The 25,513-nt window shown below is 45.6% G+C and carries 39 protein-coding genes; 31 read left to right on the top strand and 8 right to left on the bottom strand.

The features are described 5' to 3' along the window. Positions 1 to 249 precede the first annotated feature (249 nt). The 5 genes from hslU to priA form a co-directional block, all read right to left on the bottom strand. Entirely contained in the window at positions 250 to 1,581 is a 1,332-nt protein-coding gene (gene hslU, locus R7F67_RS01355) for an HslU--HslV peptidase ATPase subunit (protein WP_053303349.1), read from the bottom strand. A 23-nt stretch (positions 1,582 to 1,604) separates the two neighbouring features. Further along, entirely contained in the window at positions 1,605 to 2,156 is a 552-nt protein-coding gene (gene hslV, locus R7F67_RS01350; protein ID WP_005383176.1) for an ATP-dependent protease subunit HslV, read from the bottom strand. A gap of 114 nt (positions 2,157 to 2,270) precedes the next feature. Next, positions 2,271 to 2,819, bottom strand: coding sequence for a cell division protein FtsN (gene ftsN / locus R7F67_RS01345; protein ID WP_017820300.1), 549 nt, complete (start codon positions 2,817 to 2,819; stop codon positions 2,271 to 2,273). Between the two features lie 225 nt (positions 2,820 to 3,044). Continuing rightward, positions 3,045 to 4,073, bottom strand: coding sequence for a DNA-binding transcriptional regulator CytR (gene cytR / locus R7F67_RS01340; RefSeq protein WP_254901949.1), 1,029 nt, complete (start codon positions 4,071 to 4,073; stop codon positions 3,045 to 3,047). Between the two features lie 303 nt (positions 4,074 to 4,376). Beyond that, positions 4,377 to 6,581: a primosomal protein N' gene (priA, locus tag R7F67_RS01335; RefSeq protein ID WP_054576627.1), complete on the bottom strand. Its 2,205-nt coding sequence runs from the start codon at positions 6,579 to 6,581 to the stop codon at positions 4,377 to 4,379. A 296-nt stretch (positions 6,582 to 6,877) separates the two neighbouring features. On the opposite strand from priA, the gene rpmE reads away from it, so the two are divergent. From rpmE to rplQ, 29 genes are all read left to right on the top strand, one after another. Continuing rightward, on the top strand, positions 6,878 to 7,099 hold the full coding sequence (gene rpmE, locus R7F67_RS01330) for a 50S ribosomal protein L31 (RefSeq protein ID WP_005379546.1): 222 nt from the start codon (positions 6,878 to 6,880) through the stop codon (positions 7,097 to 7,099). 456 nt (positions 7,100 to 7,555) lie between these two features. After that, positions 7,556 to 7,867 (top strand): 30S ribosomal protein S10, encoded by a 312-nt coding sequence (rpsJ, locus tag R7F67_RS01325; protein WP_004410492.1) that lies wholly within the window; start codon positions 7,556 to 7,558, stop codon positions 7,865 to 7,867. 14 nt (positions 7,868 to 7,881) lie between these two features. After that, positions 7,882 to 8,511, top strand: a complete 630-nt coding sequence (gene rplC / locus R7F67_RS01320; protein ID WP_005379555.1) for a 50S ribosomal protein L3 — start codon at positions 7,882 to 7,884, stop codon at positions 8,509 to 8,511. Between the two features lie 17 nt (positions 8,512 to 8,528). After that, on the top strand, positions 8,529 to 9,131 hold the full coding sequence (gene rplD, locus R7F67_RS01315) for a 50S ribosomal protein L4 (RefSeq protein ID WP_005379556.1): 603 nt from the start codon (positions 8,529 to 8,531) through the stop codon (positions 9,129 to 9,131). Beyond that, on the top strand, positions 9,128 to 9,430 hold the full coding sequence (gene rplW, locus R7F67_RS01310; protein WP_004398471.1) for a 50S ribosomal protein L23: 303 nt from the start codon (positions 9,128 to 9,130) through the stop codon (positions 9,428 to 9,430). Before rplD ends, rplW begins: the two co-directional genes overlap by 4 nt. Positions 9,431 to 9,445: 15 nt before the next feature. Then, positions 9,446 to 10,270, top strand: coding sequence for a 50S ribosomal protein L2 (gene rplB / locus R7F67_RS01305; protein ID WP_005383168.1), 825 nt, complete (start codon positions 9,446 to 9,448; stop codon positions 10,268 to 10,270). A 21-nt stretch (positions 10,271 to 10,291) separates the two neighbouring features. Then, positions 10,292 to 10,570 (top strand): 30S ribosomal protein S19, encoded by a 279-nt coding sequence (rpsS, locus tag R7F67_RS01300; protein ID WP_004394525.1) that lies wholly within the window; start codon positions 10,292 to 10,294, stop codon positions 10,568 to 10,570. 10 nt (positions 10,571 to 10,580) lie between these two features. Further along, positions 10,581 to 10,913: a 50S ribosomal protein L22 gene (gene rplV / locus R7F67_RS01295; protein ID WP_005383164.1), complete on the top strand. Its 333-nt coding sequence runs from the start codon at positions 10,581 to 10,583 to the stop codon at positions 10,911 to 10,913. Positions 10,914 to 10,931: 18 nt separating this feature from the next. Next, the gene (rpsC, locus tag R7F67_RS01290) at positions 10,932 to 11,630 is read left to right on the top strand and encodes a 30S ribosomal protein S3 (protein ID WP_005383161.1); all 699 of its coding nucleotides are present in this window, start codon (positions 10,932 to 10,934) and stop codon (positions 11,628 to 11,630) included. Between the two features lie 11 nt (positions 11,631 to 11,641). Then, a complete protein-coding gene (gene rplP / locus R7F67_RS01285; protein ID WP_005379577.1) occupies positions 11,642 to 12,052 on the top strand; it encodes a 50S ribosomal protein L16 in 411 nt (136 codons plus the stop codon). Further along, positions 12,052 to 12,243, top strand: coding sequence for a 50S ribosomal protein L29 (gene rpmC / locus R7F67_RS01280; protein ID WP_005379576.1), 192 nt, complete (start codon positions 12,052 to 12,054; stop codon positions 12,241 to 12,243). Before rplP ends, rpmC begins: the two co-directional genes overlap by 1 nt. Beyond that, positions 12,243 to 12,497 (top strand): 30S ribosomal protein S17, encoded by a 255-nt coding sequence (gene rpsQ / locus R7F67_RS01275; RefSeq protein WP_005379575.1) that lies wholly within the window; start codon positions 12,243 to 12,245, stop codon positions 12,495 to 12,497. The genes rpmC and rpsQ overlap by 1 nt, the downstream gene beginning before the upstream one ends. 162 nt (positions 12,498 to 12,659) lie before the next feature. Continuing rightward, the gene (rplN, locus tag R7F67_RS01270; protein WP_004410450.1) at positions 12,660 to 13,031 is read left to right on the top strand and encodes a 50S ribosomal protein L14; all 372 of its coding nucleotides are present in this window, start codon (positions 12,660 to 12,662) and stop codon (positions 13,029 to 13,031) included. A 13-nt stretch (positions 13,032 to 13,044) separates the two neighbouring features. After that, positions 13,045 to 13,362, top strand: a complete 318-nt coding sequence (gene rplX / locus R7F67_RS01265; protein WP_005379574.1) for a 50S ribosomal protein L24 — start codon at positions 13,045 to 13,047, stop codon at positions 13,360 to 13,362. Positions 13,363 to 13,385: 23 nt separating this feature from the next. After that, on the top strand, positions 13,386 to 13,925 hold the full coding sequence (rplE, locus tag R7F67_RS01260) for a 50S ribosomal protein L5 (protein WP_005379573.1): 540 nt from the start codon (positions 13,386 to 13,388) through the stop codon (positions 13,923 to 13,925). Positions 13,926 to 13,942: 17 nt separating this feature from the next. Then, a complete protein-coding gene (gene rpsN, locus R7F67_RS01255) occupies positions 13,943 to 14,248 on the top strand; it encodes a 30S ribosomal protein S14 (protein WP_004410442.1) in 306 nt (101 codons plus the stop codon). Positions 14,249 to 14,277: 29 nt separating this feature from the next. Beyond that, positions 14,278 to 14,670: a 30S ribosomal protein S8 gene (gene rpsH, locus R7F67_RS01250; RefSeq protein ID WP_005379572.1), complete on the top strand. Its 393-nt coding sequence runs from the start codon at positions 14,278 to 14,280 to the stop codon at positions 14,668 to 14,670. A gap of 13 nt (positions 14,671 to 14,683) precedes the next feature. Further along, complete coding sequence (gene rplF, locus R7F67_RS01245; protein WP_005379570.1) at positions 14,684 to 15,217, top strand: 50S ribosomal protein L6; 534 nt, start codon at positions 14,684 to 14,686, stop codon at positions 15,215 to 15,217. A 9-nt stretch (positions 15,218 to 15,226) separates the two neighbouring features. Then, positions 15,227 to 15,580 carry a 50S ribosomal protein L18 gene (rplR, locus tag R7F67_RS01240; RefSeq protein ID WP_005379568.1) on the top strand — a complete coding sequence of 118 codons (354 nt, stop codon included), beginning with the start codon at positions 15,227 to 15,229 and terminating at the stop codon, positions 15,578 to 15,580. A 14-nt stretch (positions 15,581 to 15,594) separates the two neighbouring features. Continuing rightward, positions 15,595 to 16,098, top strand: coding sequence for a 30S ribosomal protein S5 (gene rpsE, locus R7F67_RS01235; RefSeq protein ID WP_004745894.1), 504 nt, complete (start codon positions 15,595 to 15,597; stop codon positions 16,096 to 16,098). A 7-nt stretch (positions 16,099 to 16,105) separates the two neighbouring features. Further along, a complete protein-coding gene (gene rpmD, locus R7F67_RS01230; protein WP_005379565.1) occupies positions 16,106 to 16,282 on the top strand; it encodes a 50S ribosomal protein L30 in 177 nt (58 codons plus the stop codon). Positions 16,283 to 16,287: 5 nt separating this feature from the next. After that, on the top strand, positions 16,288 to 16,722 hold the full coding sequence (rplO, locus tag R7F67_RS01225) for a 50S ribosomal protein L15 (RefSeq protein ID WP_005383155.1): 435 nt from the start codon (positions 16,288 to 16,290) through the stop codon (positions 16,720 to 16,722). A gap of 20 nt (positions 16,723 to 16,742) precedes the next feature. Then, on the top strand, positions 16,743 to 18,077 hold the full coding sequence (gene secY / locus R7F67_RS01220) for a preprotein translocase subunit SecY (RefSeq protein ID WP_005379562.1): 1,335 nt from the start codon (positions 16,743 to 16,745) through the stop codon (positions 18,075 to 18,077). 38 nt (positions 18,078 to 18,115) lie between these two features. Next, positions 18,116 to 18,229 carry a 50S ribosomal protein L36 gene (rpmJ, locus tag R7F67_RS01215; RefSeq protein WP_000868186.1) on the top strand — a complete coding sequence of 38 codons (114 nt, stop codon included), beginning with the start codon at positions 18,116 to 18,118 and terminating at the stop codon, positions 18,227 to 18,229. Between the two features lie 149 nt (positions 18,230 to 18,378). Next, positions 18,379 to 18,735 (top strand): 30S ribosomal protein S13, encoded by a 357-nt coding sequence (gene rpsM / locus R7F67_RS01210; RefSeq protein ID WP_005383154.1) that lies wholly within the window; start codon positions 18,379 to 18,381, stop codon positions 18,733 to 18,735. Positions 18,736 to 18,753: 18 nt separating this feature from the next. Further along, entirely contained in the window at positions 18,754 to 19,143 is a 390-nt protein-coding gene (gene rpsK, locus R7F67_RS01205) for a 30S ribosomal protein S11 (RefSeq protein WP_001118870.1), read from the top strand. Positions 19,144 to 19,170: 27 nt separating this feature from the next. Further along, a complete protein-coding gene (gene rpsD / locus R7F67_RS01200) occupies positions 19,171 to 19,791 on the top strand; it encodes a 30S ribosomal protein S4 (RefSeq protein ID WP_005383146.1) in 621 nt (206 codons plus the stop codon). A gap of 24 nt (positions 19,792 to 19,815) precedes the next feature. Then, positions 19,816 to 20,808 carry a DNA-directed RNA polymerase subunit alpha gene (locus R7F67_RS01195; RefSeq protein ID WP_005383143.1) on the top strand — a complete coding sequence of 331 codons (993 nt, stop codon included), beginning with the start codon at positions 19,816 to 19,818 and terminating at the stop codon, positions 20,806 to 20,808. A gap of 26 nt (positions 20,809 to 20,834) precedes the next feature. Then, a complete protein-coding gene (gene rplQ / locus R7F67_RS01190; protein ID WP_005383141.1) occupies positions 20,835 to 21,215 on the top strand; it encodes a 50S ribosomal protein L17 in 381 nt (126 codons plus the stop codon). Between the two features lie 135 nt (positions 21,216 to 21,350). Here rplQ and R7F67_RS01185 read toward each other — a convergent pair whose 3' ends face one another. Beyond that, on the bottom strand, positions 21,351 to 21,830 hold the full coding sequence (locus R7F67_RS01185) for a DUF2780 domain-containing protein (protein ID WP_017820297.1): 480 nt from the start codon (positions 21,828 to 21,830) through the stop codon (positions 21,351 to 21,353). A gap of 153 nt (positions 21,831 to 21,983) precedes the next feature. Next, positions 21,984 to 22,604: an FKBP-type peptidyl-prolyl cis-trans isomerase gene (locus R7F67_RS01180; protein WP_005383137.1), complete on the bottom strand. Its 621-nt coding sequence runs from the start codon at positions 22,602 to 22,604 to the stop codon at positions 21,984 to 21,986. A 232-nt stretch (positions 22,605 to 22,836) separates the two neighbouring features. Between R7F67_RS01180 and R7F67_RS01175 the strand changes: the two genes are divergently transcribed. Next, positions 22,837 to 23,433 (top strand): LysM-like peptidoglycan-binding domain-containing protein, encoded by a 597-nt coding sequence (locus tag R7F67_RS01175; RefSeq protein ID WP_213889136.1) that lies wholly within the window; start codon positions 22,837 to 22,839, stop codon positions 23,431 to 23,433. Between the two features lie 91 nt (positions 23,434 to 23,524). Here R7F67_RS01175 and R7F67_RS01170 read toward each other — a convergent pair whose 3' ends face one another. Continuing rightward, complete coding sequence (locus tag R7F67_RS01170; RefSeq protein ID WP_017820295.1) at positions 23,525 to 23,986, bottom strand: GNAT family N-acetyltransferase; 462 nt, start codon at positions 23,984 to 23,986, stop codon at positions 23,525 to 23,527. A gap of 142 nt (positions 23,987 to 24,128) precedes the next feature. Here R7F67_RS01170 and dbpA point away from each other — a divergent pair, with 142 nt between their 5' ends. After that, a complete protein-coding gene (dbpA, locus tag R7F67_RS01165) occupies positions 24,129 to 25,508 on the top strand; it encodes an ATP-dependent RNA helicase DbpA (protein WP_005379583.1) in 1,380 nt (459 codons plus the stop codon). The last annotated feature ends 5 nt before the right edge of the window (positions 25,509 to 25,513 follow it).

Below are 25,513 nucleotides of genomic sequence, written 5' to 3'. Positions count from 1 at the left end.
ATTTGGGTGTTGTCTAAGTCACCGTCATTCTGAACAGCGAGGAACGAATGTGATTCAGAATCGATCATCCGATTGTGCGGTGATTAAGGTGAGCGAGGAAGAATAGGCGTCTGTTGTTACCAGATTCTTAGTCTCGTTTGAGCTCGCTAGAATGACGAGAACTTTTGATTTAGGTGTTGTCACAGTGGCCGTCATTCTATACAAAAAGCCCAGAAACAAGGTTCTGGGCTTTGGTAAAATAGATTGCGATTAAAGAATAAAGCGGCTTAGATCTTCATCTTCAATCGTGTCGCCTAAGCGTGCTTTCACATAAGCGGAATCAATAACGAATTTAGCGCCAGATTGCTCCGCTGCGTCGTAAGAGATTTCATCCATTAAGCGTTCCATTACGGTGTGTAAGCGACGAGCACCGATGTTTTCTGTGCTTTCGTTGACCGTCCATGCCGCTTCCGCGATTTGCGTGATGCCGTCTTCTGTGAATTCGATGTCTACATCTTCCGTTTTCATCAACGCAACGTACTGCTCTGTTAGAGAGGCTTTTGGTTCTGTCAGAATGCGTTTGAAGTCGTTGCTGCTTAGTGCTTCTAGCTCAACACGAATTGGTAGACGACCTTGCAATTCTGGGATCAAGTCAGATGGTTTTGCCACTTGGAATGCACCAGATGCAACAAACAGAATGTGGTCTGTTTTTACCATGCCGTGCTTGGTTGATACCGTGCTGCCTTCAATCAATGGAAGTAGGTCGCGCTGAACACCTTCGCGTGAAACGTCTGGGCCTGAGCTCTCGCCGCGTTTACAGATCTTGTCGATCTCATCGATAAATACGATGCCGTTGTTTTCAACGTTGAAAATCGCTGCTTCTTTTAGCTCTTCTTGGTTTACCAGTTTCGCCGCTTCTTCTTCCGCTAACGCTTTCATTGCGTCTTTGATTTTCAGCTTACGTTTTTTCTTAGTGTCGCCTGCCAGGTTTTGGAACATGCCTTGCAGCTGGTTAGTCATCTCTTCCATACCAGGAGGCGCCATGATCTCTACGCCCATCTGCGGTGCGGCTACGTCGATTTCAATTTCTTTATCGTCTAGTTGGCCTTCACGCAGTTTCTTACGGAAGATCTGGCGAGTGTGAGAAGACTCTTCCGTTTGCTCTGATTGACCCCAACTATCACGTGCTGGTGGCAGTAGCGCATCAAGAATGCGTTCTTCCGCTTGTTCTTCTGCGCGGAATTTCACTTTTTCCATCGCTTGTTGATGCGTCATTTTCACAGCGACATCTGTTAGGTCACGGATGATGGTTTCAACTTCTTTACCAACGTAACCCACTTCGGTGAATTTTGTCGCTTCAACTTTGATGAAAGGGGCATTTGCCAGTTTTGCGAGGCGTCGTGCGATTTCAGTCTTACCAACACCAGTAGGACCAATCATCAAGATGTTTTTTGGCGTCACTTCGGCACGCAAGCTTTCTTCAAGCTGCATGCGGCGCCAGCGGTTACGAAGTGCAATCGCAACCGAACGCTTGGCTTTTTCTTGACCGATAATGTGGCGGTTCAATTCATGAACGATTTCGCGAGGCGTCATTTCAGACATATTCTTTCCTTACTTCGTTACGATTACGCGGTTGGTTTTTCAGGCTCTACTGTTGAGTCTAGCTCTTCTACCGTGTGGTGATGGTTAGTGAAGACACAAATATCACCCGCGATATTGAGAGCTTTTTCCGCGATCTCACGAGCATCTAGATCTGTGTTTTCTAGTAGGGCGGTTGCGGCAGCTTGTGCGTAAGCACCACCAGAGCCAATCGCAATCAGGTCGTGTTCTGGCTGTACGACATCACCATTACCGGTAATGATTAACGATGCGGTTTCGTCGGCAACGGCAAGTAAGGCTTCGAGCTTGCGCAAAGCACGATCGCTACGCCAGTCTTTGGCTAGCTCAACTGCCGCTTTGGTTAGGTGACCTTGGTGCATTTGCAGTTTGCTTTCGAAGCGCTCAAAAAGGGTGAAGGCATCCGCAGTACCGCCGGCAAAGCCCGCTAGTACTTGGTTGTTGTATAGGCGGCGAACTTTGCGCGCATTACCTTTCATTACGGTATTGCCTAGAGATACTTGGCCATCACCCGCGATGACGACTTTATTATTTCGACGTACAGATACAATGGTAGTCACAGTCGACCTCTTGATTATTTCTCTTTGGATTTAATTCAGTATATGGGGGAGGAGAAATGGGGATTCAAGGGGCAAAAAGAAAGGCCCTAGGATCTTAGCTCCTAGGGCCTGAGTTTAAAGATTTTCTTTCCAAATAGCACACGGCTCGATTTTCGCGCGTTGCAGTTTATGACGGTCACGTTCTGCATCACGTTTGAACTTATACGGACCTAGCACTACGCGATACCATGAACTGCCTTCTTTCTTACGAATCTTGCTCGACATCCCTTGGAACGCGATTGCAAGCTTACGCTCTTCGGCTTGTGCCTGGGTTTTGTACGCGCCACACTGCATGATGTAAGGAATTTTAGAAACTTCAATTTCTTTGGCCACAACTTCAACTTCACGTTTCGGTAGTGACTCAACATATTCCCATTTTTCTTCTGGTGGTGGCGGCAAGTCTTTTTTCGGCTTTGGTTTGCTTACAGTGGTTGTTGGCTGCTTCACGACTGGTTGTTTAGGTTCTGGGTCGCTACTCAAAAGGTAAAGACCATAGCCAAAACCGCCCACGAGCAAGATAGCGAGCAGGCCACTGCGCCAAGGTTTTTTTCTTCTCGGCGGCTGTTTTTTTGTCGACTTTTTTGGGGCGCCTCGCCCCCGTCTTACATAATCTCTATTTGCCACGGTTATTTCTGGTCATCAAGGATTCTTGCAAATATGTTAATCCAGAACGAGTTGAGAAAACACCCTATTGATAGAATCTTGATAGCTAAAGCGCGACAACGCCCGAGCGTAGGAGTGTATTTCCGTTCTCGCTTACATTTATTCAGGGATATACAAAAAGCAGGAGGGGTAAATAAAAAAGCGGCGCCTTAGCACCGCTTTGGGGATGAATATCTAATATTTAGGTTAAGGGCGCTGTGGTGGCGCTGCACTTCCACGAATGACGAGATTAGTTTCAAGCAGACGCGAGCCTGAATGCACGTCGTGGCCTTTTAACATCTCGAGCATCATTAGCATCGCTTGTCGACCAATCTCATAGCGAGGTTGAGAGATGGTGGTCAACGGTGGATCGCAGTACTGAGCGAAGTTAATGTCATCAAAGCCCACAACAGAGAGATCTTGCGGTACTCGTAAGCCAAGCTTTTTCGCTTCTTGAATTGCGCCGATGGCCATTGTGTCACAGTGACAGAAAATAGCCGTTGGTGGTTCTGGCAATTCGAGCAGTTTACGAACGGCTTTTGCTCCGCCATCAAAAGAGAACTCAGTAATGACACTATATTGTGGATCTTTATTGATGCCGGCACGGCGCAGGGCTTGTTGGTAGCCTTGCTGGCGGAACTGACACAATATTGCTGTATCTGGTCCAGAGATTTGAGCAATGCGTTTATGACCTAATTGAGTCAGGTAATTCACCGCTTCAAATGCTGAGGTCAGGTTATCAATATGTACTGTCGGAAGCTCGAGCTCTGGCGCAAATTCACACGCCATTACCATCGGAGGTAAGTTCTTTTGCTCTGGCTTACTGACATCGAATGGTAGATCTGTACCAAGCAGTAGCATTCCATCTGCCTGCTTAGTAAATACGAGGTTAACGAAAGAGCTTTCGCGTTTCTTCTGTTGTCCGCTATCGCCCAGCAGGACTAGATAGCCATGTTCCATGGCTGCATCTTCAATACCGCGAATAATTTCAGAAAAATAAGGATCACAGATGTCGGGAACGATAGTAACAATGGTTTTTGATTCGTTTCTACGTAAGTTACGCGCTAATGAGTTTGGAGAATAACCCGCTTCAAGTACGGCATCTTCTACTCTCTTTCTTGTAGAAGAAGAGACTTTCTCTGGATTCATTAAGGCTCGAGATACCGTAGCCGTAGACACTCCCGCAAGCTGGGCAACATCCTTCATTGTCGCCATAGTTTTTAACCTCTCATTTATTTTTTGCCAAGATGACGTTATTCCGGTTTGAAATCAGAGTAATCAAACCGAGTTAGAGCTGTATTTGCTCTTCGCTCAGTTCGTGTTAACGAGTGGGAAAATGGATTCTTCACCGCGATATCAATTTGTGGGAATAGTCATTGTTTTAATCTAAGCCTGTGCAAACAAGTCACTTTAGACTTTTCTAATTTGGATAGTCTATTCATTTCTAAAGTGAAAGTTACGGTCTGTTTAACAAAAATTGTAATCTTGGTGTGATTCTGGTCACATTAAATGGTAATTCATTACATAGTTAAACGTTTGCTAGCTGAGATCTTGTGGTTCTATGTCTAAATTCCAGCGTACTTTCTTAGCGTTTGGCAACAACTCAATAGCAGGTTTGGCACTGGTTAATAACTTTTGCATCAATGAACGATGCTGAGTTTGCAGTAATAGTTGCCAACGGTATTTACCAGCCCGCTTGGCCAAAGGTGAAGGAGTAGGGCCTAACACCATGCAGGAATCATCGAACAGAGGGTGTGACTCTAACGTAAAGCGAACCTGACGCAGGAAGTCTTCAACTATCTCACTTTGGTTCGCCTCTGCTTTAAACAGAGTCAAGAAACTATAAGGCGGAAGCTGAGCCAGTTTGCGTTCTTCCAGAGCTGTCATAGCAAAGTGGCGATAGTCTTTTTGAAGCAGGGCCTGCAGCAAGCTGTGCTCAGGATGGTGGGTTTGTAGGATAACCTCGCCAGGTTTACTTGCGCGGCCGGCACGACCTGCGACTTGAATAAACAACTGCGCTAGTCGCTCGGAAGCGCGGAAGTCACTACTATAAAGAGAGCCATCAACATCCAAAAGAGCAACGAGCGTTACATTTGGAAAATGGTGCCCCTTAGCCAGCATTTGGGTGCCAATCAGAATTTGATGTTCACCTTTACGAATCGATTCAAGGGCATCTTTCAAACTACCTTTGCGACGTGTGCTGTCTCTGTCGATGCGAATGGCTTTGTATTCTGGAAATAACTGAGCCAATTGTTGTTCGAGTTGTTCCGTTCCTACGCCGACGGTAACCAATTGAGTTGAACCACACCCCTGACATTGATGAATCACCGGTTGTTGTGAGCCGCAGTGATGGCAGCGTATTTCGTTGCTGTAATGGTGGAACGTATAGTACGCATCACAGCGTTTACATTCTGCAATCCAACCGCATTCATGGCACATCAAAGCGGGCGAAAAGCCTCGACGGTTAAGAAACAACATTACTTGATTGCCAGCTTTTAAATGCTTGCGCATTTCGACAATCAGTTGGGCAGATAAACCACTTTCTAAATACTGACCTTTTACATCTAACACTTTATTGGTGGTTGGTACGGCAGAGCCAGCTCGTTGGGTTAGTGTTAAATGGTGATATTTACCAGACAGCGCATTATGCAAGGTTTCTAATGCTGGTGTCGCTGAGCCGAGGATAATCGGTACTTGCTCTTTATGGGCGCGCATGACAGCAACATCGCGTGCATGATAACGCAAGCTATCTTGCTGTTTGTAAGAGGTGTCATGTTCCTCGTCCACAATGATAATCCCGAGATCAGCAAAAGGCGCGAGTAGGGCAGAGCGTGTGCCGATAATGATTCCGGCCGCTTTGTCGCGTGCAGAAAGCCACGCATTCAGACGCTCCGTCTCGTTTAACCCAGAGTGGATGACGTCAACTGGCACATTAAAACGGCGTTTAAAGCGGTTGATGGTTTGTGGTGTTAAGCCAATCTCTGGTACTAAAACCAAGGCTTGTTTACCTTTCTCTAAGACCGGCTTGATCAGGTTGAGGTACACTTCTGTCTTACCTGAGCCCGTGACGCCTTCTAACAAATAGGAGGCAAAACCTGTTTGGCTATTTACACTCGCAATAGCCAGCGCTTGTTCGTGGTTGAGCTTTGGCTTTTCGACGTCGCATTCAACGTGCTGTCCCCACTGGGTGATTACAGGCTTCTTCTCGATACGTTCAATCCAGCCTTTCTCTTCTAAAGACTTTAGTACTGTTGAGGCTATCTCTTGGTCGACAAATTCCTGGTGAGGCAAAGCGCCGTTAACCAACATTTGCAAGACCTTCTGTTGTTTGACCGCTCGACGATCAAGCCCTTGCATCAGCTTGTCTTTACCGGATTCGGTAATTTGCCACTCTTGTAGCGTCGCAAAATCTGCAGGCTTTCCTTTACGTAGAGCTGCTGGCATCGCATTGTGTAGCGTATCTCCAAGTGGGTATTGGTAGAACTGGCTGCACCAAGTCAGCAACGAATAAAGCTTTTCAGACCATATCGGCTGAGAATCAAGAACTGCTTTGATTGGCTTGAGTTGATCTTTGGGAAAGTCCGAGTGATTAACCATCGCGGTGACGATGCCAACTAAGGTTTGGCGTCCAAAAGGTACGGAAACGCGTCCACCAATGATCGGAAACAGGTGCCCCGGAATGGCGTAATCAAATTGTTTGTCGAGCGGAACGGGTAATGCCACTCTAGCAATGGTTGGACGCATAAATTTTTAGCTATTAAAAAAGAGGGAAAGGAAATGAGAGTCTATTAAAATCGGTATGGAAATTCGAGTAAAGCAATGCGATTCAGCATGAATCGTGCCTCTATGATTAGTCTGGCTAAAAAAGTGGCGAAAAAGTTGCCAAATGTGTTGATCCGATCAATGTGATTCTTTACTATATCGCGCCTTGAGATATGGCTTCGGCAATTAGTTGATGCGGTATCCCATTTTATTATTAATTGCGTGTGGTGTGCGGCTTAGATTCGTATAGCGACACGGCCTACTATTGAGGTTATCCCATGAAAGCTGGTATCCACCCAGAATACAAAGCAGTAAAAGCGACTTGTTCTTGCGGCAACTCTTTTGAGTTCAACTCTACTCTAGGTAAAGAGTCTATCCACCTAGACGTATGTGACAAGTGTCACCCATTCTACACTGGTAAGCAACGTATCGTTGATACAGGCGGCCGTGTTGATCGCTTCAACAAGCGTTTCGGTGCACTATCAAGCGGTAAGAAATAATAGCAGCCGCTATTACGATTACAGTTTAGAAAAGGACGCTTCGGCGTCCTTTTTGTTTTAATGGCTACCAAGCGAAGAGGAATGTATGGGGTTTGGAATATTCCCGATTATTTTTCACTCAGCGCTTGCAACCTAAAGTGTGATCTGTATAATGCAGCGCACTGGTTAAGCCAGTTGTGAACCAATGAGCAGTGAGGAGCGAGCAAATCTAAGGATTTGCGAGGTAATGTATACTCAGCTTATGTTCGCGGTTAATACAATTAGCTATCTTTTCTTCGGAAAAACTATCCTCAAAGGTGACTTTGGCATATAGGGATAGTTAATCGAAAATTAACTGACAATGCGTCCTAATCTTGGATGCTACGGTTTCACATAAATCAATCGGCATTCTCTCGTCTTGACGAGTTTGAGTGGCGATATTGTTTGTGTAATTTATTAAATTTGGAGCTCTGTCTCATGCAGAACCAACGTATCCGTATCCGCCTAAAAGCTTTCGATTACAAACTAATCGATGCTTCTACAGCGGAAATCGTTGAAACAGCTAAGCGCACTGGCGCACAGGTTCGTGGTCCAATCCCACTGCCAACTCGTAAAGAGCGTTTCACAGTTCTTATCTCTCCACACGTTAACAAGAAAGCACGTGACCAGTACGAAATCCGTACTCACAAGCGTCTAATCGACATCGTTGAGCCAACAGACAAGACTGTTGATGCTCTAATGCGTCTAGACCTTGCTGCGGGCGTTGACGTTCAAATTAGCCTAGGTTAAGGGAGATTAGAAGTATGATTGGTCTAATCGGTCGTAAAGTGGGCATGACCCGCGTATTTACTGAAGAAGGCGTTTCTATCCCAGTAACAGTTGTTGAGGTTGAAGCTAACCGTGTTTCTCAAGTGAAAACTCTTGAAACTGACGGCTACGCAGCAATCCAGGTTACAGCTGGTTCTAAGAAAGCTAACCGTGTAAACAAAGCTGAAGCAGGTCACTTTGCTAAAGCTGGCGTTGAAGCTGGTCGCGGTCTTTGGGAATTCCGTTTAGAAAACGGCGAAGAGTTCGAAGTTGGTTCAGAACTAACTGTTGAACTATTCAACGAAACTAAGAAAGTAGACGTTACTGGTACATCTAAGGGTAAAGGTTTCCAAGGCGCTGTTAAGCGTTGGAACTTCCGTACTCAAGATATGACTCACGGTAACTCATTGTCTCACCGTGCTCCTGGTTCTATCGGTCAATGTCAGACTCCAGGTCGCGTATTTAAAGGCAAGAAAATGGCAGGTCACATGGGTGCTGAGCGTGTAACGACTCAAAACCTAGAGATCGTACGTGTTGACGCTGAGCGCAACCTGCTTCTTATTAAAGGTGCAGTCCCAGGCGCAACTGGCGGCAACGTGATCGTTAAACCAGCTGTTAAAGCATAACGTCTCAGGAGTAAGTAATGGAACTAATGGTTAAAGGTGCCGATGCACTAACTGTTTCCGAAACTACTTTCGGACGTGAGTTTAACGAAGCTCTTGTACACCAAGTAGTTGTTGCGTACGCAGCAGGTGCTCGTCAAGGTACTCGTGCTCAAAAAACACGTTCAGAAGTTTCTGGCGGTGGCGCTAAGCCATGGCGTCAAAAAGGTACTGGCCGTGCGCGTGCTGGTACAATCCGTAGCCCAATCTGGCGTACAGGTGGTGTTACTTTTGCTGCGAAACCACAAGATCACAGCCAAAAAGTAAACAAAAAAATGTACCGTGGTGCTATGAAGAGCATTCTTTCTGAGCTTGTTCGTCAAGAGCGTCTAATCGTTGTTGATAACTTCTCAGTTGAAGCACCAAAGACTAAAGAGCTAGTTGCTAAGCTTAAAGAGCTTGAGCTAACTGACGCTCTAATCGTGACTAGCGAAGTAGATGAGAATCTATTCCTAGCTGCTCGTAACCTATACAAAGTTGACGCACGTGATGTTGCTGGTATCGATCCAGTATCTCTAATCGCGTTTGACAAAGTTGTAATGACTGCAGAAGCAGTTAAGCAAGTAGAGGAAATGCTAGCATGATCACTGAAGAGCGTATCCTAAAAGTTCTACGTGCACCGCACATCTCTGAAAAAGCAACTATGGCAGCTGAGAAAGCGAACACTATCGTTTTCAAAGTAGCTAAAGATGCGACTAAAAAAGAGATCAAAGCAGCTGTAGAAAAGCTATTTGAAGTTGAAGTTAAGTCTGTAAATACTCTTATCACTAAGGGTAAGACCAAACGTCAAGGTCTACGCCAAGGTCGCCGCAGCGACGTTAAGAAAGCGTACGTTACTTTGAAAGAAGGTCAAGATCTTGACTTCGTTGGCGGCGCGGAATAACAGGAGTAGTTAAAAATGGCTATTGTTAAATGTAAGCCGACTTCCCCTGGTCGTCGTCACGTTGTTAAAGTTGTTAACGCTGACCTACACAAGGGCAAGCCATACGCACCTCTTCTAGAGAAAAACTCTAAGAACGGTGGTCGTAACAACAAGGGTCGTATCACAGTACGTCACATCGGCGGTGGTCACAAGCATCACTACCGTGTAGTTGACTTCAAACGTACTAAAGATGGTATTCCAGCGACAGTTGAGCGTCTTGAATACGATCCAAACCGTAGCGCAAACATTGCTCTAGTTCTTTACAAAGACGGTGAGCGTCGCTACATCCTAGCACCTAAAGGTGTTGTAGCTGGTGATGTTATTCAGTCTGGTGTTGATGCACCAATCAAAGCTGGTAACACTCTACCAATGCGTAATATCCCAGTAGGTTCAACAGTACATAACGTTGAACTTAAGCCTGGTAAAGGTGGTCAGCTAGCTCGTTCGGCTGGTGCTTACGCTCAAATCGTTGCTCGCGACGGTGCGTACGTAACTATCCGTCTACGTTCTGGCGAGATGCGCAAAGTTCTTTCTGAAGGCCGTGCAACAATCGGTGAAGTTGGTAACTCTGAGCACATGCTACGTGAACTTGGTAAAGCAGGTGCATCACGTCATCGCGGTATCCGTCCAACGGTTCGTGGTGTTGTAATGAACCCGATTGACCACCCACATGGTGGTGGTGAAGGCCGTACTTCTGGTGGTCGTCACCCAGTATCTCCTTGGGGTATGCCTACTAAAGGCTTCAAGACTCGTAAGAACAAACGCACTGACAAGTACATCGTACGTCGTCGTAACAAGTAATCTATATAAAGAGGAATCGCCATGCCACGTTCTCTCAAGAAAGGTCCTTTTATTGACCTACACTTGCTGAAGAAGGTAGAGAAAGCGGTGGAAAGCGGAGACAAAAAGCCTATTAAGACTTGGTCCCGTCGTTCAATGATCATCCCTACGATGATCGGTTTGACCATCGCTGTCCATAATGGTCGTCAGCACGTACCAGTATTTGTAACTGATGAAATGATCGGTCACAAACTGGGTGAATTCGCACCAACACGCACTTACCGCGGTCACGCTGCGGATAAGAAAGCTAAGAAGCGCTAAGGAGTAGATAATGGAAGCAATTGCTAAACATAACTTTGCTCGCATTTCGCCTCAGAAAGCTCGCTTAGTTGCGGATCTAATCCGTGGTAAATCTGTTGACCAAGCTCTAGAAATCCTAACGTTCAGCAACAAAAAAGCTGCTGCACTAGTTAAGAAAGTTCTAGAGTCTGCTATCGCTAACGCGGAGCACAACGAAGGTGCAGATATTGACGATCTGAATGTCGCAAAAATCTTTGTAGATGAAGGCCCAACCATGAAGCGTATTATGCCTCGTGCTAAAGGTCGTGCGGATCGTATCTTGAAGCGTTCAAGCCACATCACTGTTGTTGTAGCAGATCGCTAGAGACTAGGAGAGTAAGCAATGGGTCAAAAAGTACATCCAAATGGTATTCGTCTAGGCATCGTTAAGCCTTGGAATGCTACATGGTTTGCTAACACCAAAGATTTCGCTGACAACCTAGACGGCGACTTCAAGGTACGTCAGTTCCTTACAAGTGAACTGAAAAAAGCGTCTCTATCACGTATCGTTATCGAGCGTCCTGCTAAGAGCATCCGTGTGACTATTCACACTGCTCGTCCAGGCGTTGTTATCGGTAAGAAAGGTGAAGACGTTGAGAAGCTACGCGCAGCTGTAGCTAAAATTGCAGGTGTACCAGCGCAAATTAACATCGCTGAAGTACGTAAGCCTGAACTAGATGCGCAACTTGTTGGTGACAGCATCGCGTCTCAGCTAGAGCGTCGTGTTATGTTCCGTCGTGCTATGAAGCGCGCAGTACAAAACGCAATGCGCCTAGGCGCTAAAGGTATCAAAGTGGAAGTAAGCGGTCGTCTAGGCGGCGCTGAAATCGCACGTTCAGAGTGGTACCGTGAAGGCCGTGTGCCTCTACACACTCTACGTGCTGACATTGATTACGCAACTTCTTCGGCTCACACTCAATACGGTGTGATCGGCATTAAAACTTGGATCTTCAAAGGTGAAATCCTAGGTGGTATGCCAGCAGCTAACGCTGTAGAGCCTAAAGGCGACAAGCCTAAGAAGCAGCGTAAAGGCCGTAAGTAAGGAGTCGACAGATGCTACAACCTAAACGTACTAAGTTCCGTAAGGTTCAGACTGGTCGTAACCGTGGTCTAGCTAAAGGTACTGATGTAAGCTTCGGCGAATTCGGTCTTAAAGCTGTTGGCCGTGGTCGTCTAACTGCTCGTCAAATCGAAGCGGCACGTCGTGCAATGACACGTCACGTTAAGCGTCAAGGTAAAATCTGGATCCGTGTGTTCCCAGACAAACCAATCACAGAAAAACCACTTGAAGTTCGTCAAGGTAAGGGTAAAGGTAACGTTGAGTACTGGGTAGCCCAAATCCAACCTGGTAAGGTTATGTACGAAATGGGTGGTGTACCTGAAGAATTGGCACGTGAAGCGTTCCGTCTTGCGGCACGTAAACTGCCTTTCAAAACTACATTTGTAACTAAGCAGGTGATGTGATGAAAGCACAAGATCTACGCGAGAAAAGCGTTGAAGAGCTTAACGCTGAGCTAATGAATTTGCTACGTGAACAGTTCAACTTGCGCATGCAAGCTGCGACTGGTCAACTACAGCAAACTCATACTCTGAAAGCTGTACGCCGTGATATCGCACGTGTGAAAACTGTTTTGACTGAGAAGGCAGGCGCATAATGAGCGAAGTAAAACGTACTCAACAAGGTCGTGTTGTTAGCGACAAGATGGACAAGTCTATCACTGTTGCTATCGAACGTTTCGTAAAACACCCAATCTACGGTAAATACGTAAAACGTACGACTAAAGTACACGCACATGACGAGAACAACGAGTGTGGCCTAGGCGACACAGTTGAAATCGCAGAGTGTCGTCCACTGTCTAAGACTAAGTCTTGGACTTTGGTAAAAGTTCTAGAAAAGGCGAAGATTTAATCTCGTTAATTCTATGAAACTAAAGCGGCTCCAAAATATTTTTGGAGCCGTTTATTTTTTGACTACCCAATCACAAAAAAGGGTGGTACAATTCGCGTCCCTTTTAAAGAGGCAGCCCGACCCGTGATGGGTCTAGTTATTAATATTTAGCGGAGCACTAACATGATCCAAATGCAAAGTATGCTGGACGCAGCTGATAACTCAGGCGCACGCAGCGTAATGTGTATTAAGGTTCTGGGTGGCTCTCACCGCCGTTATGCACATATCGGTGACGTCATCAAAGTTACTGTGAAGGAAGCAATCCCTCGCGGTAAAGTTAAAAAAGGTGATGTTCTGAAGGCGGTGGTAGTGCGCACCCGTAAAGGCGTACGTCGTCCTGACGGTTCTGTCATTCGCTTCGACCGAAATGCTTGCGTATTGCTAAACGACAATACTGAGCAACCAATCGGTACACGTATCTTTGGTCCTGTGACACGCGAACTTCGTGGCGATAAGTTCATGAAGATCGTTTCACTGGCTCCAGAAGTTCTGTAAGGAGCACGTAGAAATGGCAGCTAAAATCCGTCGTAATGACGAAGTAATCGTTCTTGCTGGTAAAGACAAAGGCAAGAAAGGTAAAGTAACTAAGGTTCTAGCAACTGGTAAAGTTATCGTTGAAGGTATCAACCTAGTTAAGAAACATCAGAAACCTGTTCCAGCTATGGGTATCCAAGGCGGTATCGTAGAGCAAGAAGCAGCTATCGACGTTTCTAACGTGGCTATCTTTAACGCAGCTACTGGTAAAGCTGACCGTATCGGTTTCCGTTTTGAAGACGGCAAAAAAGTTCGTTTCTTCAAGTCTAACGGCGAAACCGTTTCTAACTAATAGAAGTAATTTGGAGTTCTACTATGGCGAAACTGCATGATTACTACAAGTCGTCTGTAGTCGCTGAACTGACCAAACAGTTCGGTTACACAAGCGTCATGCAAGTCCCTAGAATCGAGAAAATCACCCTAAACATGGGTGTTGGTGAAGCAATCAACGATAAGAAACTGCTAGAAAATGCAGCGTCTGATATGGCAACGATCTCTGGTCAAAAGCCACTTATCACAAAAGCGCGCAAATCTGTTGCAGGTTTCAAAATCCGTGAAGGCTACCCTATCGGTTGTAAAGTAACCTTGCGTGGCGAACGTATGTGGGATTTTCTTGAGCGTTTAATTAACATCGCTCTTCCACGTGTACGTGACTTCCGTGGTGTTAGCGCTAAGTCTTTTGACGGTCGCGGTAACTACAGCATGGGCGTTCGCGAGCAAATCATCTTCCCGGAAATCGACTTTGATAAAGTTGATCGAGTACGCGGTCTAGACATCACTATTACGACGTCTGCTGGTACTGATGAGGAAGGCCGTGCTCTGCTGGCTGCCTTTAACTTCCCATTCCGTAAGTAAGGTGAAGGGTTACTGTTATGGCTAAAAATTCAATGAAAGCACGTGAAGCAAAACGTGCGAAGCTAGTAGCTAAGTTCGCTGAAAAGCGTGCAGCGCTAAAAGCTATCATCAGCGATGTAAACGCATCTGAAGAAGATCGTTGGAACGCGGTTCTTACACTGCAATCTCTTCCACGTGATTCAAGTGCATCACGTCAGCGCAACCGTTGCAACCAAACTGGTCGTCCACACGGTTACCTACGTAAGTTCGGTCTAAGCCGTATTAAGGTTCGTGAAGCTTGCATGAAAGGCGAGATTCCGGGTCTTCGTAAGGCTAGCTGGTAATTGCCACTTAATCATTTGGAGTAAATCATATGAGCATGCAAGATCCGATTTCGGATATGCTGACCCGCGTTCGTAACGGTCAGGCAGCAAACAAAGTTGCTGTAAAAATGCCTTCTTCAAAGCTTAAAGTTGCAATTGCTGCACTACTAAAAGCTGAAGGTTACATCGTTGACTTCGCTGTTGAAGGCGAAGCAAAACCTGAGCTAGAAGTTACACTTAAGTACTTCCAAGCTAAACCAGTAATCGAGCAACTTAAACGTGTTTCTCGTCCAGGTCTACGTGTTTACAAGAAGAAAGATGAACTTCCTTCTGTAATGGGTGGTCTTGGTATTGCTATCGTTTCTACTTCCAAGGGTCTTATGTCAGACCGCGCTGCACGTAAAGCAGGTCTTGGTGGTGAAATCATCGCTTACGTAGCTTAATAAGGAGTAGACTATGTCTCGTGTTGCAAAAGCACCTGTCGCTATTCCAGCTGGCGTAGAGGTGAAACTAAACGGCCAAGAAATCACTGTAAAAGGTGCGAAAGGCGAACTAACTCGCGTTCTTAACAACGCAGTTGTAATCGCTCAGGAAGAAAATAACCTGACTTTCGGTCCTAAAGAAGGTGTTGCTAACGCATGGGCTCAAGCAGGTACTGCTCGCGCTCTAGTTAACAACATGGTTGTTGGTGTTACTGAAGGCTTTACTAAGAAGCTAACTCTTAAAGGTGTAGGTTACCGTGCTGCTATCAAAGGCAACGCTGTAGGTCTAACACTAGGCTTCTCACACCCAGTTGAGCACGAGTTGCCAGCGGGTATTAAAGCTGAATGTCCAAGCCAAACTGAAATCGTGATCACTGGTGCTGACAAGCAACTAGTTGGTCAAGTTGCGGCTGACATTCGTTCTTACCGTGAGCCTGAGCCATACAAAGGCAAAGGTGTTCGTTACGCAGATGAAAATGTGCGTACTAAAGAAGCTAAGAAGAAGTAAGGTAACACTATGGATAAGAAAGCATCTCGCATCCGTCGTGCTACACGTGCACGTCGTAAGATTGCAGAACTGGGTGCGACTCGCCTAGTTGTACACCGTACTCCTCGTCACGTGTACGCACAGGTTATCGCGGCTAACGGCTCTGAGGTTATCGCAGCAGCTTCTACTGTAGAAAAAGCGATCCGTGAGCAAGTGAAATACACTGGTAACGTTGATGCAGCTAAAGCAGTGGGTAAAGCTATTGCTGAGCGCGCTCTAGAGAAGGGCGTAACTGCAGTTGCATTTGATCGTTCTGGTTTCCAATACCACGGTCGAGTAGCGGCGCTAGCAGAATCTGCTCGCGAAGCTGGTCTGAAATTCTAAGGTAGGGTTGGAAGATGGCTAAAGAACAACAAGTTCAAGCGAATGATTTGCAAGAAAAGCTAATCGCAGTTAACCGTGTTTCTAAAACGGTTAAAGGTGGTCGAATCATGAGCTTCACTGCACTAACAGTAGTTGGTGACGGTAACGGTCGTGTAGGTTTCGGTTACGGCAAAGCTCGTGAAGTACCTGCAGCGATTCAAAAAGCAATGGAAAAAGCGCGTCGTAACATGACTACGATCGCTCTAAACGAAGGCACTCTTCACCACCCAGTGAAAGGTCGCCATTCGGGCTCTAAAGTTTACATGCAGCCTGCTGCAGAAGGTACTGGTGTTATCGCAGGTGGTGCGATGCGTGCAGTACTAGAAGTTGCTGGTGTACACAACGTACTATCTAAAGCGTACGGTTCTACGAACCCTATCAACATCGTTCGTGCAACGATCGATGCACTAGGTAGCATGAAGTCACCAGAAATGGTTGCTGCTAAACGTGGTCTAACTGTTGAATCTATTTCGGAGTAAGAACACCATGGCAACTATTAAAGTAACTCAAACTAAAAGCTCAATTGGTCGTCTGCCAAAGCACAAAGCTACTTTGCGCGGTCTAGGTCTTCGTAAAATCAACCACACAGTAGAACTTGAAGATACTCCGTGTATTCGCGGTATGATCAACAAGGTTTACTACATGGTTAAAGTTGAGGAGTAATCAGAATGCGTTTGAATACTCTAGCACCGGCTGCTGGCGCGAAAACTTCTGCGAAGCGAGTAGGTCGTGGTATCGGTTCAGGCCTAGGTAAAACTGGTGGCCGTGGTCACAAAGGTCAAAAATCACGTTCTGGCGGCAGTGTTCGTCCAGGTTTCGAAGGCGGTCAGATGCCTCTGAAACAACGTCTACCAAAATTCGGTTTCACTTCTCGTAAGAGCCTAGTGTCTGCTGAAGTTCGTCTAGCTGAGCTAGCGAAAGTTTCTGGTGACGTAGTTGATCTAAACAGTCTTAAAGCTGCTAACATCATCACTAAGAACATCGAATTTGTAAAAGTTGTTCTTTCTGGTGAAATCAACAAAGCAGTGACTGTTAAAGGTCTACGTGTGACTAAAGGCGCTAAAGCTGCAATCGAAGCTGCAGGCGGTAAAATCGAGGAATAATCTCGAGGAACGAGGTACAGATGGCTAAGAAACCAGGACAAGATTTTCGTAGTGCTCAGAGCGGCTTAAGTGAACTAAAGTCGCGCTTGTTATTCGTAATTGGTGCACTTTTAGTATTCCGAGCCGGCTCTTTTGTGCCGATTCCTGGTATTGACGCTGCTGTACTTGCCGATTTGTTCGAACAGCAAAAAGGTACCATCGTTGAAATGTTTAACATGTTCTCCGGTGGTGCTCTTGAGCGTGCATCTATATTAGCATTGGGCATCATGCCGTATATTTCGGCATCTATTGTTGTCCAATTGCTAACTGTAGTTCATCCAGCGTTAGCTGAACTCAAAAAAGAGGGTGAAGCAGGCCGTCGTAAGATAAGCCAATACACACGCTACGGCACGCTTGTACTTGCAACCTTCCAAGCTATAGGTATTGCAACTGGCCTACCAAACATGGTCGACAATCTGGTTGTTATCAACCAAACCATGTTTACGCTAATTGCTACCGTAAGTTTAGTAACCGGTACCATGTTCTTGATGTGGTTAGGTGAACAAATTACAGAGCGCGGAATTGGTAACGGTATTTCGATACTGATTTTTGCAGGTATTGTTGCTGGATTGCCTTCTGCAATCGGTCAAACAATCGAGCAAGCGCGTCAAGGTGAATTGCATGTACTTCTTCTGTTGCTAATCGCGGTATTAGCTTTTGCAGTAATTTACTTCGTTGTTTTCATGGAACGTGGTCAACGCCGAATCGTCGTTAACTATGCGAAACGTCAACAAGGTCGTAAAGTATTTGCTGCGCAAAGCTCGCACTTGCCTCTTAAAATTAACATGGCAGGTGTAATTCCAGCGATTTTTGCATCAAGTATTATCTTGTTCCCAGGAACATTGGCTCAGTGGTTTGGTCAAAACGGTGAGAGCAGCGCGTTCGGTTGGTTAACTGACGTGTCTTTGGCTCTTAGCCCAGGTCAACCGTTGTATGTAATGCTTTATGCAGCAGCAATTATCTTCTTCTGTTTCTTCTACACGGCGTTGGTTTTCAACCCGCGTGAAACAGCAGATAACTTGAAGAAGTCTGGTGCATTCGTACCCGGTATCCGCCCAGGTGAGCAGACAGCGAAATACATTGATAAAGTAATGACACGTTTAACCCTTGCTGGTGCACTGTACATTACCTTTATCTGTCTGATTCCCGAGTTCATGATGGTCGCGTGGAACGTACGTTTCTACTTCGGCGGTACATCGCTACTAATCGTAGTTGTTGTAATTATGGACTTTATGGCACAGGTACAGACTCATCTGATGTCTCAACAGTATGATTCTGTGTTGAAGAAAGCGAATCTGAAAGGCTACGGCCGTTAATCCGGCGGTAGACTCAGTTTCATTTACGGAGTTTAGCAATGAAAGTTCGTGCTTCCGTTAAAAAAATCTGCCGTAACTGTAAAGTAATCAAGCGTAACGGTGTCGTTCGCGTGATTTGCAGTGAGCCAAAGCACAAACAGCGCCAAGGCTAATTAGCAGAAATTTTTACTTGAAAATGAAGGTTGGGTCGAGTATATTCCTCGGCCTACCTTTTGCGTGCAAAAGAAGTAGTATTCCGCAGCGTATCCATAACGGGCTTTGCTGCGGCTAATTCTTTTATAGAAACACTTAGGAGTGAATAATGGCCCGTATAGCAGGCATTAACATTCCTGATCAGAAACATGCAGTAATCGCTCTAACAGCGATCTACGGCATCGGTAAAACTCGCTCTCAAGCTATCCTAGCTGAAGTGGGTATTGCTGAAAATGTTAAGATCAGTGAACTAACTGAAGAGCAGATCGATCAACTGCGTGATGGTGTAGCTAAGTACACTGTAGAAGGTGATCTACGTCGTGAAGTATCTATGAACATCAAGCGTCTTATGGACCTTGGCTGTTACCGTGGTCTTCGTCATCGTCGCAGTCTACCACTACGTGGACAGCGTACTAAAACCAACGCTCGCACCCGTAAGGGTCCGCGTAAGCCGATCAAGAAATAATCGGGAAGGTAGAGTACAATGGCTAAACAACCAACTCGCGCTCGTAAGCGCGTACGCAAGCAAGTTGCAGATGGCGTTGCGCACATCCATGCTTCTTTCAATAACACAATCGTAACCATTACTGACCGTCAAGGTAACGCTCTTGCATGGGCTACTGCAGGTGGTTCTGGTTTCCGTGGTTCTCGTAAGTCTACTCCGTTCGCTGCACAGGTTGCTGCTGAGCGTTGTGCTGAAATGGCTAAAGAATACGGCCTAAAGAACTTGGAAGTTATGGTTAAGGGTCCTGGTCCAGGTCGCGAATCTACTGTTCGTGCACTAAACGCCGCTGGTTTCCGCATCACAAACATCGTTGATGCTACACCAATCCCTCATAACGGTTGTCGTCCACCTAAGAAACGTCGCGTATAACGTTTCTAGGACAATTGGAGAAGAATCATGGCAAGATATTTGGGTCCTAAGCTGAAGCTTAGCCGTCGTGAAGGCACTGACTTATTCCTTAAGTCTGGTGTTCGCGCGATCGATACCAAGTGTAAAATTGATAACGCACCAGGTGTACACGGCGCTCGTCGCGGTCGTCTATCTGAGTATGGCGTTCAGCTTCGTGAGAAGCAAAAAGTACGTCGTATGTACGGCGTTCTAGAAAAACAATTCCGTAACTACTACAAAGAAGCTGCTCGCCTAAAAGGCAACACTGGTGAAAACCTACTTCAGCTTCTTGAAGGTCGTCTTGATAACGTAGTTTACCGCATGGGCTTTGGCGCAACTCGCGCAGAAGCACGTCAGCTAGTTAGCCACAAAGCTATCCTAGTAAACGGTAAAGTTGTAAACGTTCCTTCTTTCAAAGTAGCGGCTAATGACGTTGTTTCTATTCGCGAGAAAGCTAAACAGCAAGCTCGTATCAAAGCAGCTCTAGAAGTTGCTGAACAACGTGAAAAACCAACTTGGATTGAAGTAGATGGTGGCAAGATGGAAGGTACATTCAAGCGTATGCCTGAACGTTCTGATCTATCAGCTGACATCAACGAACAATTGATCGTCGAGCTTTACTCTAAGTAAGGTTTAAACTAAAGAGAGGACACAATGCAGGGTTCTGTAACAGAATTTCTTAAGCCACGTCTAGTTGACATCGAACAAATCAGCTCGACTCACGCAAAAGTAACTCTTGAGCCATTAGAGCGTGGCTTTGGTCATACTCTGGGTAATGCACTTCGCCGCATCCTTCTATCTTCTATGCCAGGTTGTGCTGTAACAGAAGTAGAAATTGAAGGCGTACTTCATGAGTACAGCACGAAAGAAGGCGTTCAAGAAGATATTCTTGAAATTCTTCTAAACCTTAAAGGTTTGGCTGTGCGCGTTGCCGAAGGCAAAGATGAAGTGTTCATTACTTTGAACAAATCAGGCTCGGGCCCTGTGGTTGCAGGTGACATCACCCATGATGGTGATGTAGAGATCGCTAACCCTGAACACGTAATTTGTCACCTGACGGATGACAACGCTGAGATCGCAATGCGTATCAAAGTTGAACGTGGTCGTGGTTATGTTCCAGCTTCTGCGCGTATCCATAACGAAGAAGACGAGCGTCCTATCGGTCGCCTACTAGTAGATGCTACTTACAGCCCAGTAGACAAAATTGCCTACGCTGTAGAAGCAGCTCGTGTAGAACAGCGTACTGATCTAGACAAGCTTGTTATCGATATGGAAACAAACGGTACTCTAGAACCTGAGGAAGCAATCCGTCGTGCAGCTACAATCCTAGCTGAACAATTGGATGCATTCGTAGATCTTCGTGATGTACGAGTTCCTGAGGAGAAGGAAGAGAAGCCAGAATTCGATCCGATCCTACTGCGTCCTGTAGACGATCTTGAACTAACAGTTCGCTCTGCTAACTGTTTGAAAGCAGAAGCGATTCACTACATCGGTGATCTAGTACAACGTACTGAGGTTGAGCTACTTAAAACGCCTAACCTTGGTAAAAAATCTCTTACTGAGATTAAAGACGTACTTGCGTCACGTGGTCTGTCTCTGGGCATGCGCCTAGAAAACTGGCCACCTGCATCAATCGCTGAAGATTAATCGATACTAGTTAGAAGGATTAGGTCATGCGCCATCGTAAGAGTGGTCGTCAACTCAACCGCAACAGCTCACATCGCAAAGCGATGTTCAGCAACATGGCTAGCTCTCTAGTACGTCATGAAGTTATCAAGACTACTTTGCCAAAAGCAAAAGAGCTACGTCGCGTAGTTGAGCCTTTGATTACACTAGCTAAGACTGACAGTGTTGCTAACCGTCGTCTAGCATTTGCACGTACTCGTGACAACGAAGTAGTTGCAAAACTATTTAACGAACTAGGTCCACGTTTTGCTGCTCGTCAGGGCGGTTACACTCGTATCCTAAAAGCTGGCTTCCGTGCTGGTGATAAAGCTCCAATGGCTTACATTGAGCTTGTAGATCGCCCAGCTGCTGAAGAAGCTGCTGAGTAATCAGTTCGTAAGAACGAGAAAGCCGAGCATTAGCTCGGCTTTTTTGTATCTGTAATTCAGTAAACCTTTATATCCAGCCTGCATTTATTTCAACCCATGCAGACTGGCAATTTAAAAAGTGACTATCACTTGCGCTTATTTACTAGTATTCCACAACCCGCCCAACGAACTTAGAAGCCCTTCGCTAGCGCCTTGCTTGTTCAAGTAATCCAAGATTACTGGAGCAAACTGACTGATCATAGATGGGTCTAAACCTAACGTATCGAATGCACTTTTTACTGCACTGATATTCTCAATATTTCCTAGTAAGCTTTGTGCTCCTTGCAAGTTTGAAAGTCCAGGAATCAAAGACTGTAACTCACTACTATTTTCTTGCGAAAGCTGGCTTTGAGCCAAAGCGAGTAGTGCACCACTGCCTCCGGCTGCTTGCTCAGTGGATACTGGTAATTGGCTAGTTAGCATGTCTGTTAATGGAGACGACTCGGTGTTCAAGCTGCTGCCGACCATGTCCATCAGGCCACTTTCTTTACTTTTTTGAGTGACTGAATCTAAGAATGCGTGCGCACTACCAATGTTGATTGATAGGAGTGCTAGAGTTAGGAGTGTTTTACGCATAGTACCTCCAAAGGTTGAGCGTTTTTTAAAAGTGATTTTATTTTTAAAGGCTATCAGAGTGAAAGGTTCAGAGGTGAGAAAGTCTATTCAGTTTAGACAAAAAAACGGCGCTAGTGCGCCGTTTTATTTAATCATAATTGAAAATGGTTTCAATTAGATAATATCTAATAGTTCTACTTCGAAAACTAAAGCTGCAAATGGAGGGATAGCCGCACCAGCGCCACGCTCACCGTACGCAAGATCTTGTGGTACGTATAGCTTCCACTTAGAGCCAACAGGCATTAGTTGTAGTGCCTCTACCCAACCTTTGATTACACCTGTAACAGGGAATTCAGCAGGTTGACCGCGAGATACAGAGCTATCGAATACAGTACCGTCAGTTAGCTCACCGTGGTAGTGAACGCGAACTGAGCTTTCTGCTGTAGGAACTGCACCAGTACCTTCAGAAATGATTTCGTACTGAAGACCAGAGTCTAGAACGTTAACTTCAGGTCGTAGAGCGTTGTCTTTTAGGAACGCTTCGCCTTCTGCTGCCGCAATTTTTGCTGCTTCTTGGCGAGCTGTTTCTGCACGAGTGTGAAGTTCTTGTAGTGCTTTGTTGATTTCATCAATTTCGATTGATGGCATGTCACCAGTTAGTGCTGTTGCAATACCTGCTGCGATAGCATCAACGCTAAGACCTTCAAGACCAGAGCCTGCAAGTTGCTGACCCATTTGCAGACCAATGCCGTAGCTTGCTTTTTGTTCTGCAGTTTCAAATTTAATTTCAGACATGAATGTCGCTCTTATTAGAAGTGATAAAGGTAACAGGATATCAGTTTCGAGCTTAGGTTTAAATGATTGCGACTGAATGCTTAATTGAGGCGGCCAGGTTGTGACTTATCTCTTACTCCAAGTGAAATTTCTGCTAATTTAATCCCAATTCCATTTTAGTTTGGTGAAAAACATATACTCTCCGCGTCGGTATTTTTATACTGACCGTAGAAGTATTAAGGGACTCATTACAATGAATCGTCGCAGAAAGAAAAAGCAGCAAGTCGACTATGTCGAATTGGTTAAACAAAAATTCGCTGCTATCGACTGGAAGCAGCCGTTCAACAAAGAGCAATGGTTGGAGCGTATACAGCCTGTTAAGCAGTTTTGGTTGCGTCTGCCTAAATTTCATCAGCGTGCTTTGATGGTCTTAGTGCCATTGATTCTGGTACTCCTTGTTATTCCTTTGCCAAATAAAACAGATCAACCAGTTGAGCAGACTGAGGTCGATCATCCACGCGTAGCGATTGAGCTGAACGCGCAGAGTTTAAGCCAGCAGAGAACCTCTCAGAACTCTGGACCGAAATCTGAAGATTGGAAAGAGTACACGGTTAAAAATGGTGATACATTAGCGCAGGTTTTCAGAAGTAATCAGCTCTCTATGGCGGATCTTAGCGCTCTGGTCAAAATAGAAGGCAGTGATAAGCCGCTAAGCCAAATAAAGCAGGGACAGTTGATTCGCTTTAAGCTTAGTGACGAAGGCGAGTTAGATATGCTACAGCTGGAAAAAAGCGGGCGGTCCGTTATGTTTTTCCGTTTGTCGGATGGGACCTTTGGGCGTAACAAGTAAACGCTTCAAATGAAAAGACGCGAATATATCGCGTCTTTTTAGTTAGTTTTTTAATTCGATTAGTTTTCATAGTAACCAATCGAATTGAAACTTATAGCGCTACGGATTCTTTCCGCATATCCACATGAGGGATACCATCTTCAAGATAGCACTCTGAGATAACCTTGAATCCATGACTAGCATAAAACTGGATGAGGTGTTCTTGAGCACCTATATCTATTGTCTGTCCTGGCCATAATGTTTCGCATTGTGCCAAGGCCTTGTCCAATAACTTATGACCTAAGCCACCGCCTCGCGCGGTCTGCTTTGTCACCACTCGACCAATACTCACATTGTCATACGTAGTGCCTGCGGGCAGTAATCTTGCGCAAGCAACCAGTTCATCACCGTGATAGCCTATTAGATGATAAACGCCTTCCAGTGTGTCCTTACCATCAAGTTCAGGGTAAGGGCAGGTTTGTTCAACAACGAATACATCCACACGCAATTTCATCATTTCATACAGCTGTGTGGTTGTTAGCTGAGCAAAGGGCAAAGTAATCCAAGTGAGCATGTTGTTATCCGTAATGAGAATAGAGTGACTGACTTTACTTTGTTTTGAGCTCATACTCATTAACAAAGGTTAATTAGCACTGGTTTTCCCACCAAACCTGGTGATAATGTGCCCTCTTTCCATCTCACCTGAGGATATCCCCGTGAGCAAACAAACATTCGATCAAGTTGGGCTGAACCCAGCGTTACTCGCCACACTTGATTCCCTGAACTATACCCACATGACGCCAATTCAAGCTTTGAGCTTGCCTGCAATCCTAAAACATCGTGATGTCATCGGGCAGGGTAAAACGGGCTCAGGTAAAACCGCTGCATTTGGTTTAGGGGTTTTATCGAACCTCAACGTCAAACGCTTTCGTGTCCAGTCATTAGTATTGTGTCCAACACGTGAGCTTGCAGATCAAGTAGCGAAGGAAATTCGTACTTTAGGTCGCGGCATTCATAATATTAAAGTGCTTACTCTCTGCGGTGGGATGCCAATGGGGCCACAAATTGGTTCGTTAGAGCATGGTGCGCATATCCTAGTTGGTACTCCTGGTCGTATTTTGGATCACCTTGAGAAAGGCCGAATTGATCTTAGCGAACTGAATACCTTGGTGCTAGATGAAGCTGATCGCATGTTGGACATGGGTTTCCAAGACGCATTAGATGCAATCATCGATGCAGCGCCAAAGCAGCGCCAAACTCTACTTTTCAGTGCTACTTTTCCAGAGAAAATTGAGCAAATTGCGCAGCGTATAATGCAGACACCGGAAGTGATTAAGGTGGAATCGACGCATGATACCTCAAGCATTGCGCAGTACTTCTATAAAGTTGAAGGCTCGGAAGCACGTGATGAAGCGTTGGCGAATTTGCTGCTGACTCACCAGCCAGAGTCCGCGGTGGTTTTTTGTAATACCAAAAAAGAAGTGCAAAGTGTCGCAGATGAGTTGCATCACAAAGGATTCAGCGTTATCGATATCCATGGGGACTTAGAGCAGCGTGAACGCGACCAAGCATTGGTGCAGTTTGCTAACAAGAGTGTGTCTATCCTTGTTGCAACAGACGTTGCGGCGCGTGGCTTAGACGTTGATAATCTTGATGCTGTCTTTAACTTTGAGCTATCACGCGATCCTGAGGTTCATGTGCACCGTATTGGTCGTACAGGTCGTGCGGGTAGTAAAGGTTTAGCGTTTAGCTTTTTTGGTGAGAAAGACGGTTTACGTGTAGCTCGTATTGAAGAATACCTAGAGATGGACGTGGTACCAGCAACATTGCCTGCCAAATCAAATCAGCAGCCATACCAAGCGAAAATGGTGACGATTAACATTGATGGCGGTAAGAAACAGAAAGTACGACCGGGTGATATTTTAGGTTGTTTGACAGGAAAAAATGGTATTCCAGGCTCTCAAGTCGGAAAGATTCACCTATTCCCTGTGCGCGCTTATGTTGCCGTCGAAAAGTCTGTGGCTAAAAAGGCTCTACAAACCATTAGTAACGGCAAGATGAAAGGGCGCCAATTCCGGGCGCGAATTCTTAAATAGCTCAA

It is taken from the genome of Vibrio sp. YT-17 (assembly GCF_033337375.1).
GTDB classification, from domain to species: Bacteria; Pseudomonadota; Gammaproteobacteria; order Enterobacterales; family Vibrionaceae; genus Vibrio; species Vibrio alginolyticus.
This window is presented reverse-complemented; position numbering and strand designations above follow the sequence as displayed.

Bases quoted from the DNA above. Each gene is read 5' to 3' on its own strand.
- rplQ (WP_005383141.1), top strand. From the start codon at position 20,835: ATGCGCCATCGTAAGAGTGGTCGTCAACTCAACCGCAACAGCTCACAT.
- rplV (WP_005383164.1), top strand. From the start codon at position 10,581: ATGGAAGCAATTGCTAAACATAACTTTGCTCGCATTTCGCCTCAGAAA.
- rpsD (WP_005383146.1), top strand. From the start codon at position 19,171: ATGGCAAGATATTTGGGTCCTAAGCTGAAGCTTAGCCGTCGTGAAGGC.
- rpsN (WP_004410442.1), top strand. From the start codon at position 13,943: ATGGCTAAAAATTCAATGAAAGCACGTGAAGCAAAACGTGCGAAGCTA.
- rplO (WP_005383155.1), top strand. From the start codon at position 16,288: ATGCGTTTGAATACTCTAGCACCGGCTGCTGGCGCGAAAACTTCTGCG.
- rplP (WP_005379577.1), top strand. From the start codon at position 11,642: ATGCTACAACCTAAACGTACTAAGTTCCGTAAGGTTCAGACTGGTCGT.
- rpmE (WP_005379546.1), top strand. From the start codon at position 6,878: ATGAAAGCTGGTATCCACCCAGAATACAAAGCAGTAAAAGCGACTTGT.
- rplE (WP_005379573.1), top strand. From the start codon at position 13,386: ATGGCGAAACTGCATGATTACTACAAGTCGTCTGTAGTCGCTGAACTG.
- rpsJ (WP_004410492.1), top strand. From the start codon at position 7,556: ATGCAGAACCAACGTATCCGTATCCGCCTAAAAGCTTTCGATTACAAA.
- rplW (WP_004398471.1), top strand. From the start codon at position 9,128: ATGATCACTGAAGAGCGTATCCTAAAAGTTCTACGTGCACCGCACATC.
- rpsH (WP_005379572.1), top strand. From the start codon at position 14,278: ATGAGCATGCAAGATCCGATTTCGGATATGCTGACCCGCGTTCGTAAC.
- rplC (WP_005379555.1), top strand. From the start codon at position 7,882: ATGATTGGTCTAATCGGTCGTAAAGTGGGCATGACCCGCGTATTTACT.
- rplN (WP_004410450.1), top strand. From the start codon at position 12,660: ATGATCCAAATGCAAAGTATGCTGGACGCAGCTGATAACTCAGGCGCA.
- rplX (WP_005379574.1), top strand. From the start codon at position 13,045: ATGGCAGCTAAAATCCGTCGTAATGACGAAGTAATCGTTCTTGCTGGT.
- rpsM (WP_005383154.1), top strand. From the start codon at position 18,379: ATGGCCCGTATAGCAGGCATTAACATTCCTGATCAGAAACATGCAGTA.
- rpsQ (WP_005379575.1), top strand. From the start codon at position 12,243: ATGAGCGAAGTAAAACGTACTCAACAAGGTCGTGTTGTTAGCGACAAG.
- rpsC (WP_005383161.1), top strand. From the start codon at position 10,932: ATGGGTCAAAAAGTACATCCAAATGGTATTCGTCTAGGCATCGTTAAG.
- priA (WP_054576627.1), bottom strand. From the start codon at position 6,581: ATGCGTCCAACCATTGCTAGAGTGGCATTACCCGTTCCGCTCGACAAA.
- R7F67_RS01170 (WP_017820295.1), bottom strand. From the start codon at position 23,986: ATGCTCACTTGGATTACTTTGCCCTTTGCTCAGCTAACAACCACACAG.
- rpsS (WP_004394525.1), top strand. From the start codon at position 10,292: ATGCCACGTTCTCTCAAGAAAGGTCCTTTTATTGACCTACACTTGCTG.
- rpmD (WP_005379565.1), top strand. From the start codon at position 16,106: ATGGCAACTATTAAAGTAACTCAAACTAAAAGCTCAATTGGTCGTCTG.
- R7F67_RS01185 (WP_017820297.1), bottom strand. From the start codon at position 21,830: ATGCGTAAAACACTCCTAACTCTAGCACTCCTATCAATCAACATTGGT.
- rpmJ (WP_000868186.1), top strand. From the start codon at position 18,116: ATGAAAGTTCGTGCTTCCGTTAAAAAAATCTGCCGTAACTGTAAAGTA.
- rplD (WP_005379556.1), top strand. From the start codon at position 8,529: ATGGAACTAATGGTTAAAGGTGCCGATGCACTAACTGTTTCCGAAACT.
- R7F67_RS01195 (WP_005383143.1), top strand. From the start codon at position 19,816: ATGCAGGGTTCTGTAACAGAATTTCTTAAGCCACGTCTAGTTGACATC.
- rplF (WP_005379570.1), top strand. From the start codon at position 14,684: ATGTCTCGTGTTGCAAAAGCACCTGTCGCTATTCCAGCTGGCGTAGAG.
- R7F67_RS01175 (WP_213889136.1), top strand. From the start codon at position 22,837: ATGAATCGTCGCAGAAAGAAAAAGCAGCAAGTCGACTATGTCGAATTG.
- hslU (WP_053303349.1), bottom strand. From the start codon at position 1,581: ATGTCTGAAATGACGCCTCGCGAAATCGTTCATGAATTGAACCGCCAC.
- rplB (WP_005383168.1), top strand. From the start codon at position 9,446: ATGGCTATTGTTAAATGTAAGCCGACTTCCCCTGGTCGTCGTCACGTT.
- R7F67_RS01180 (WP_005383137.1), bottom strand. From the start codon at position 22,604: ATGTCTGAAATTAAATTTGAAACTGCAGAACAAAAAGCAAGCTACGGC.
- rpmC (WP_005379576.1), top strand. From the start codon at position 12,052: ATGAAAGCACAAGATCTACGCGAGAAAAGCGTTGAAGAGCTTAACGCT.
- rpsK (WP_001118870.1), top strand. From the start codon at position 18,754: ATGGCTAAACAACCAACTCGCGCTCGTAAGCGCGTACGCAAGCAAGTT.
- rplR (WP_005379568.1), top strand. From the start codon at position 15,227: ATGGATAAGAAAGCATCTCGCATCCGTCGTGCTACACGTGCACGTCGT.
- rpsE (WP_004745894.1), top strand. From the start codon at position 15,595: ATGGCTAAAGAACAACAAGTTCAAGCGAATGATTTGCAAGAAAAGCTA.
- secY (WP_005379562.1), top strand. From the start codon at position 16,743: ATGGCTAAGAAACCAGGACAAGATTTTCGTAGTGCTCAGAGCGGCTTA.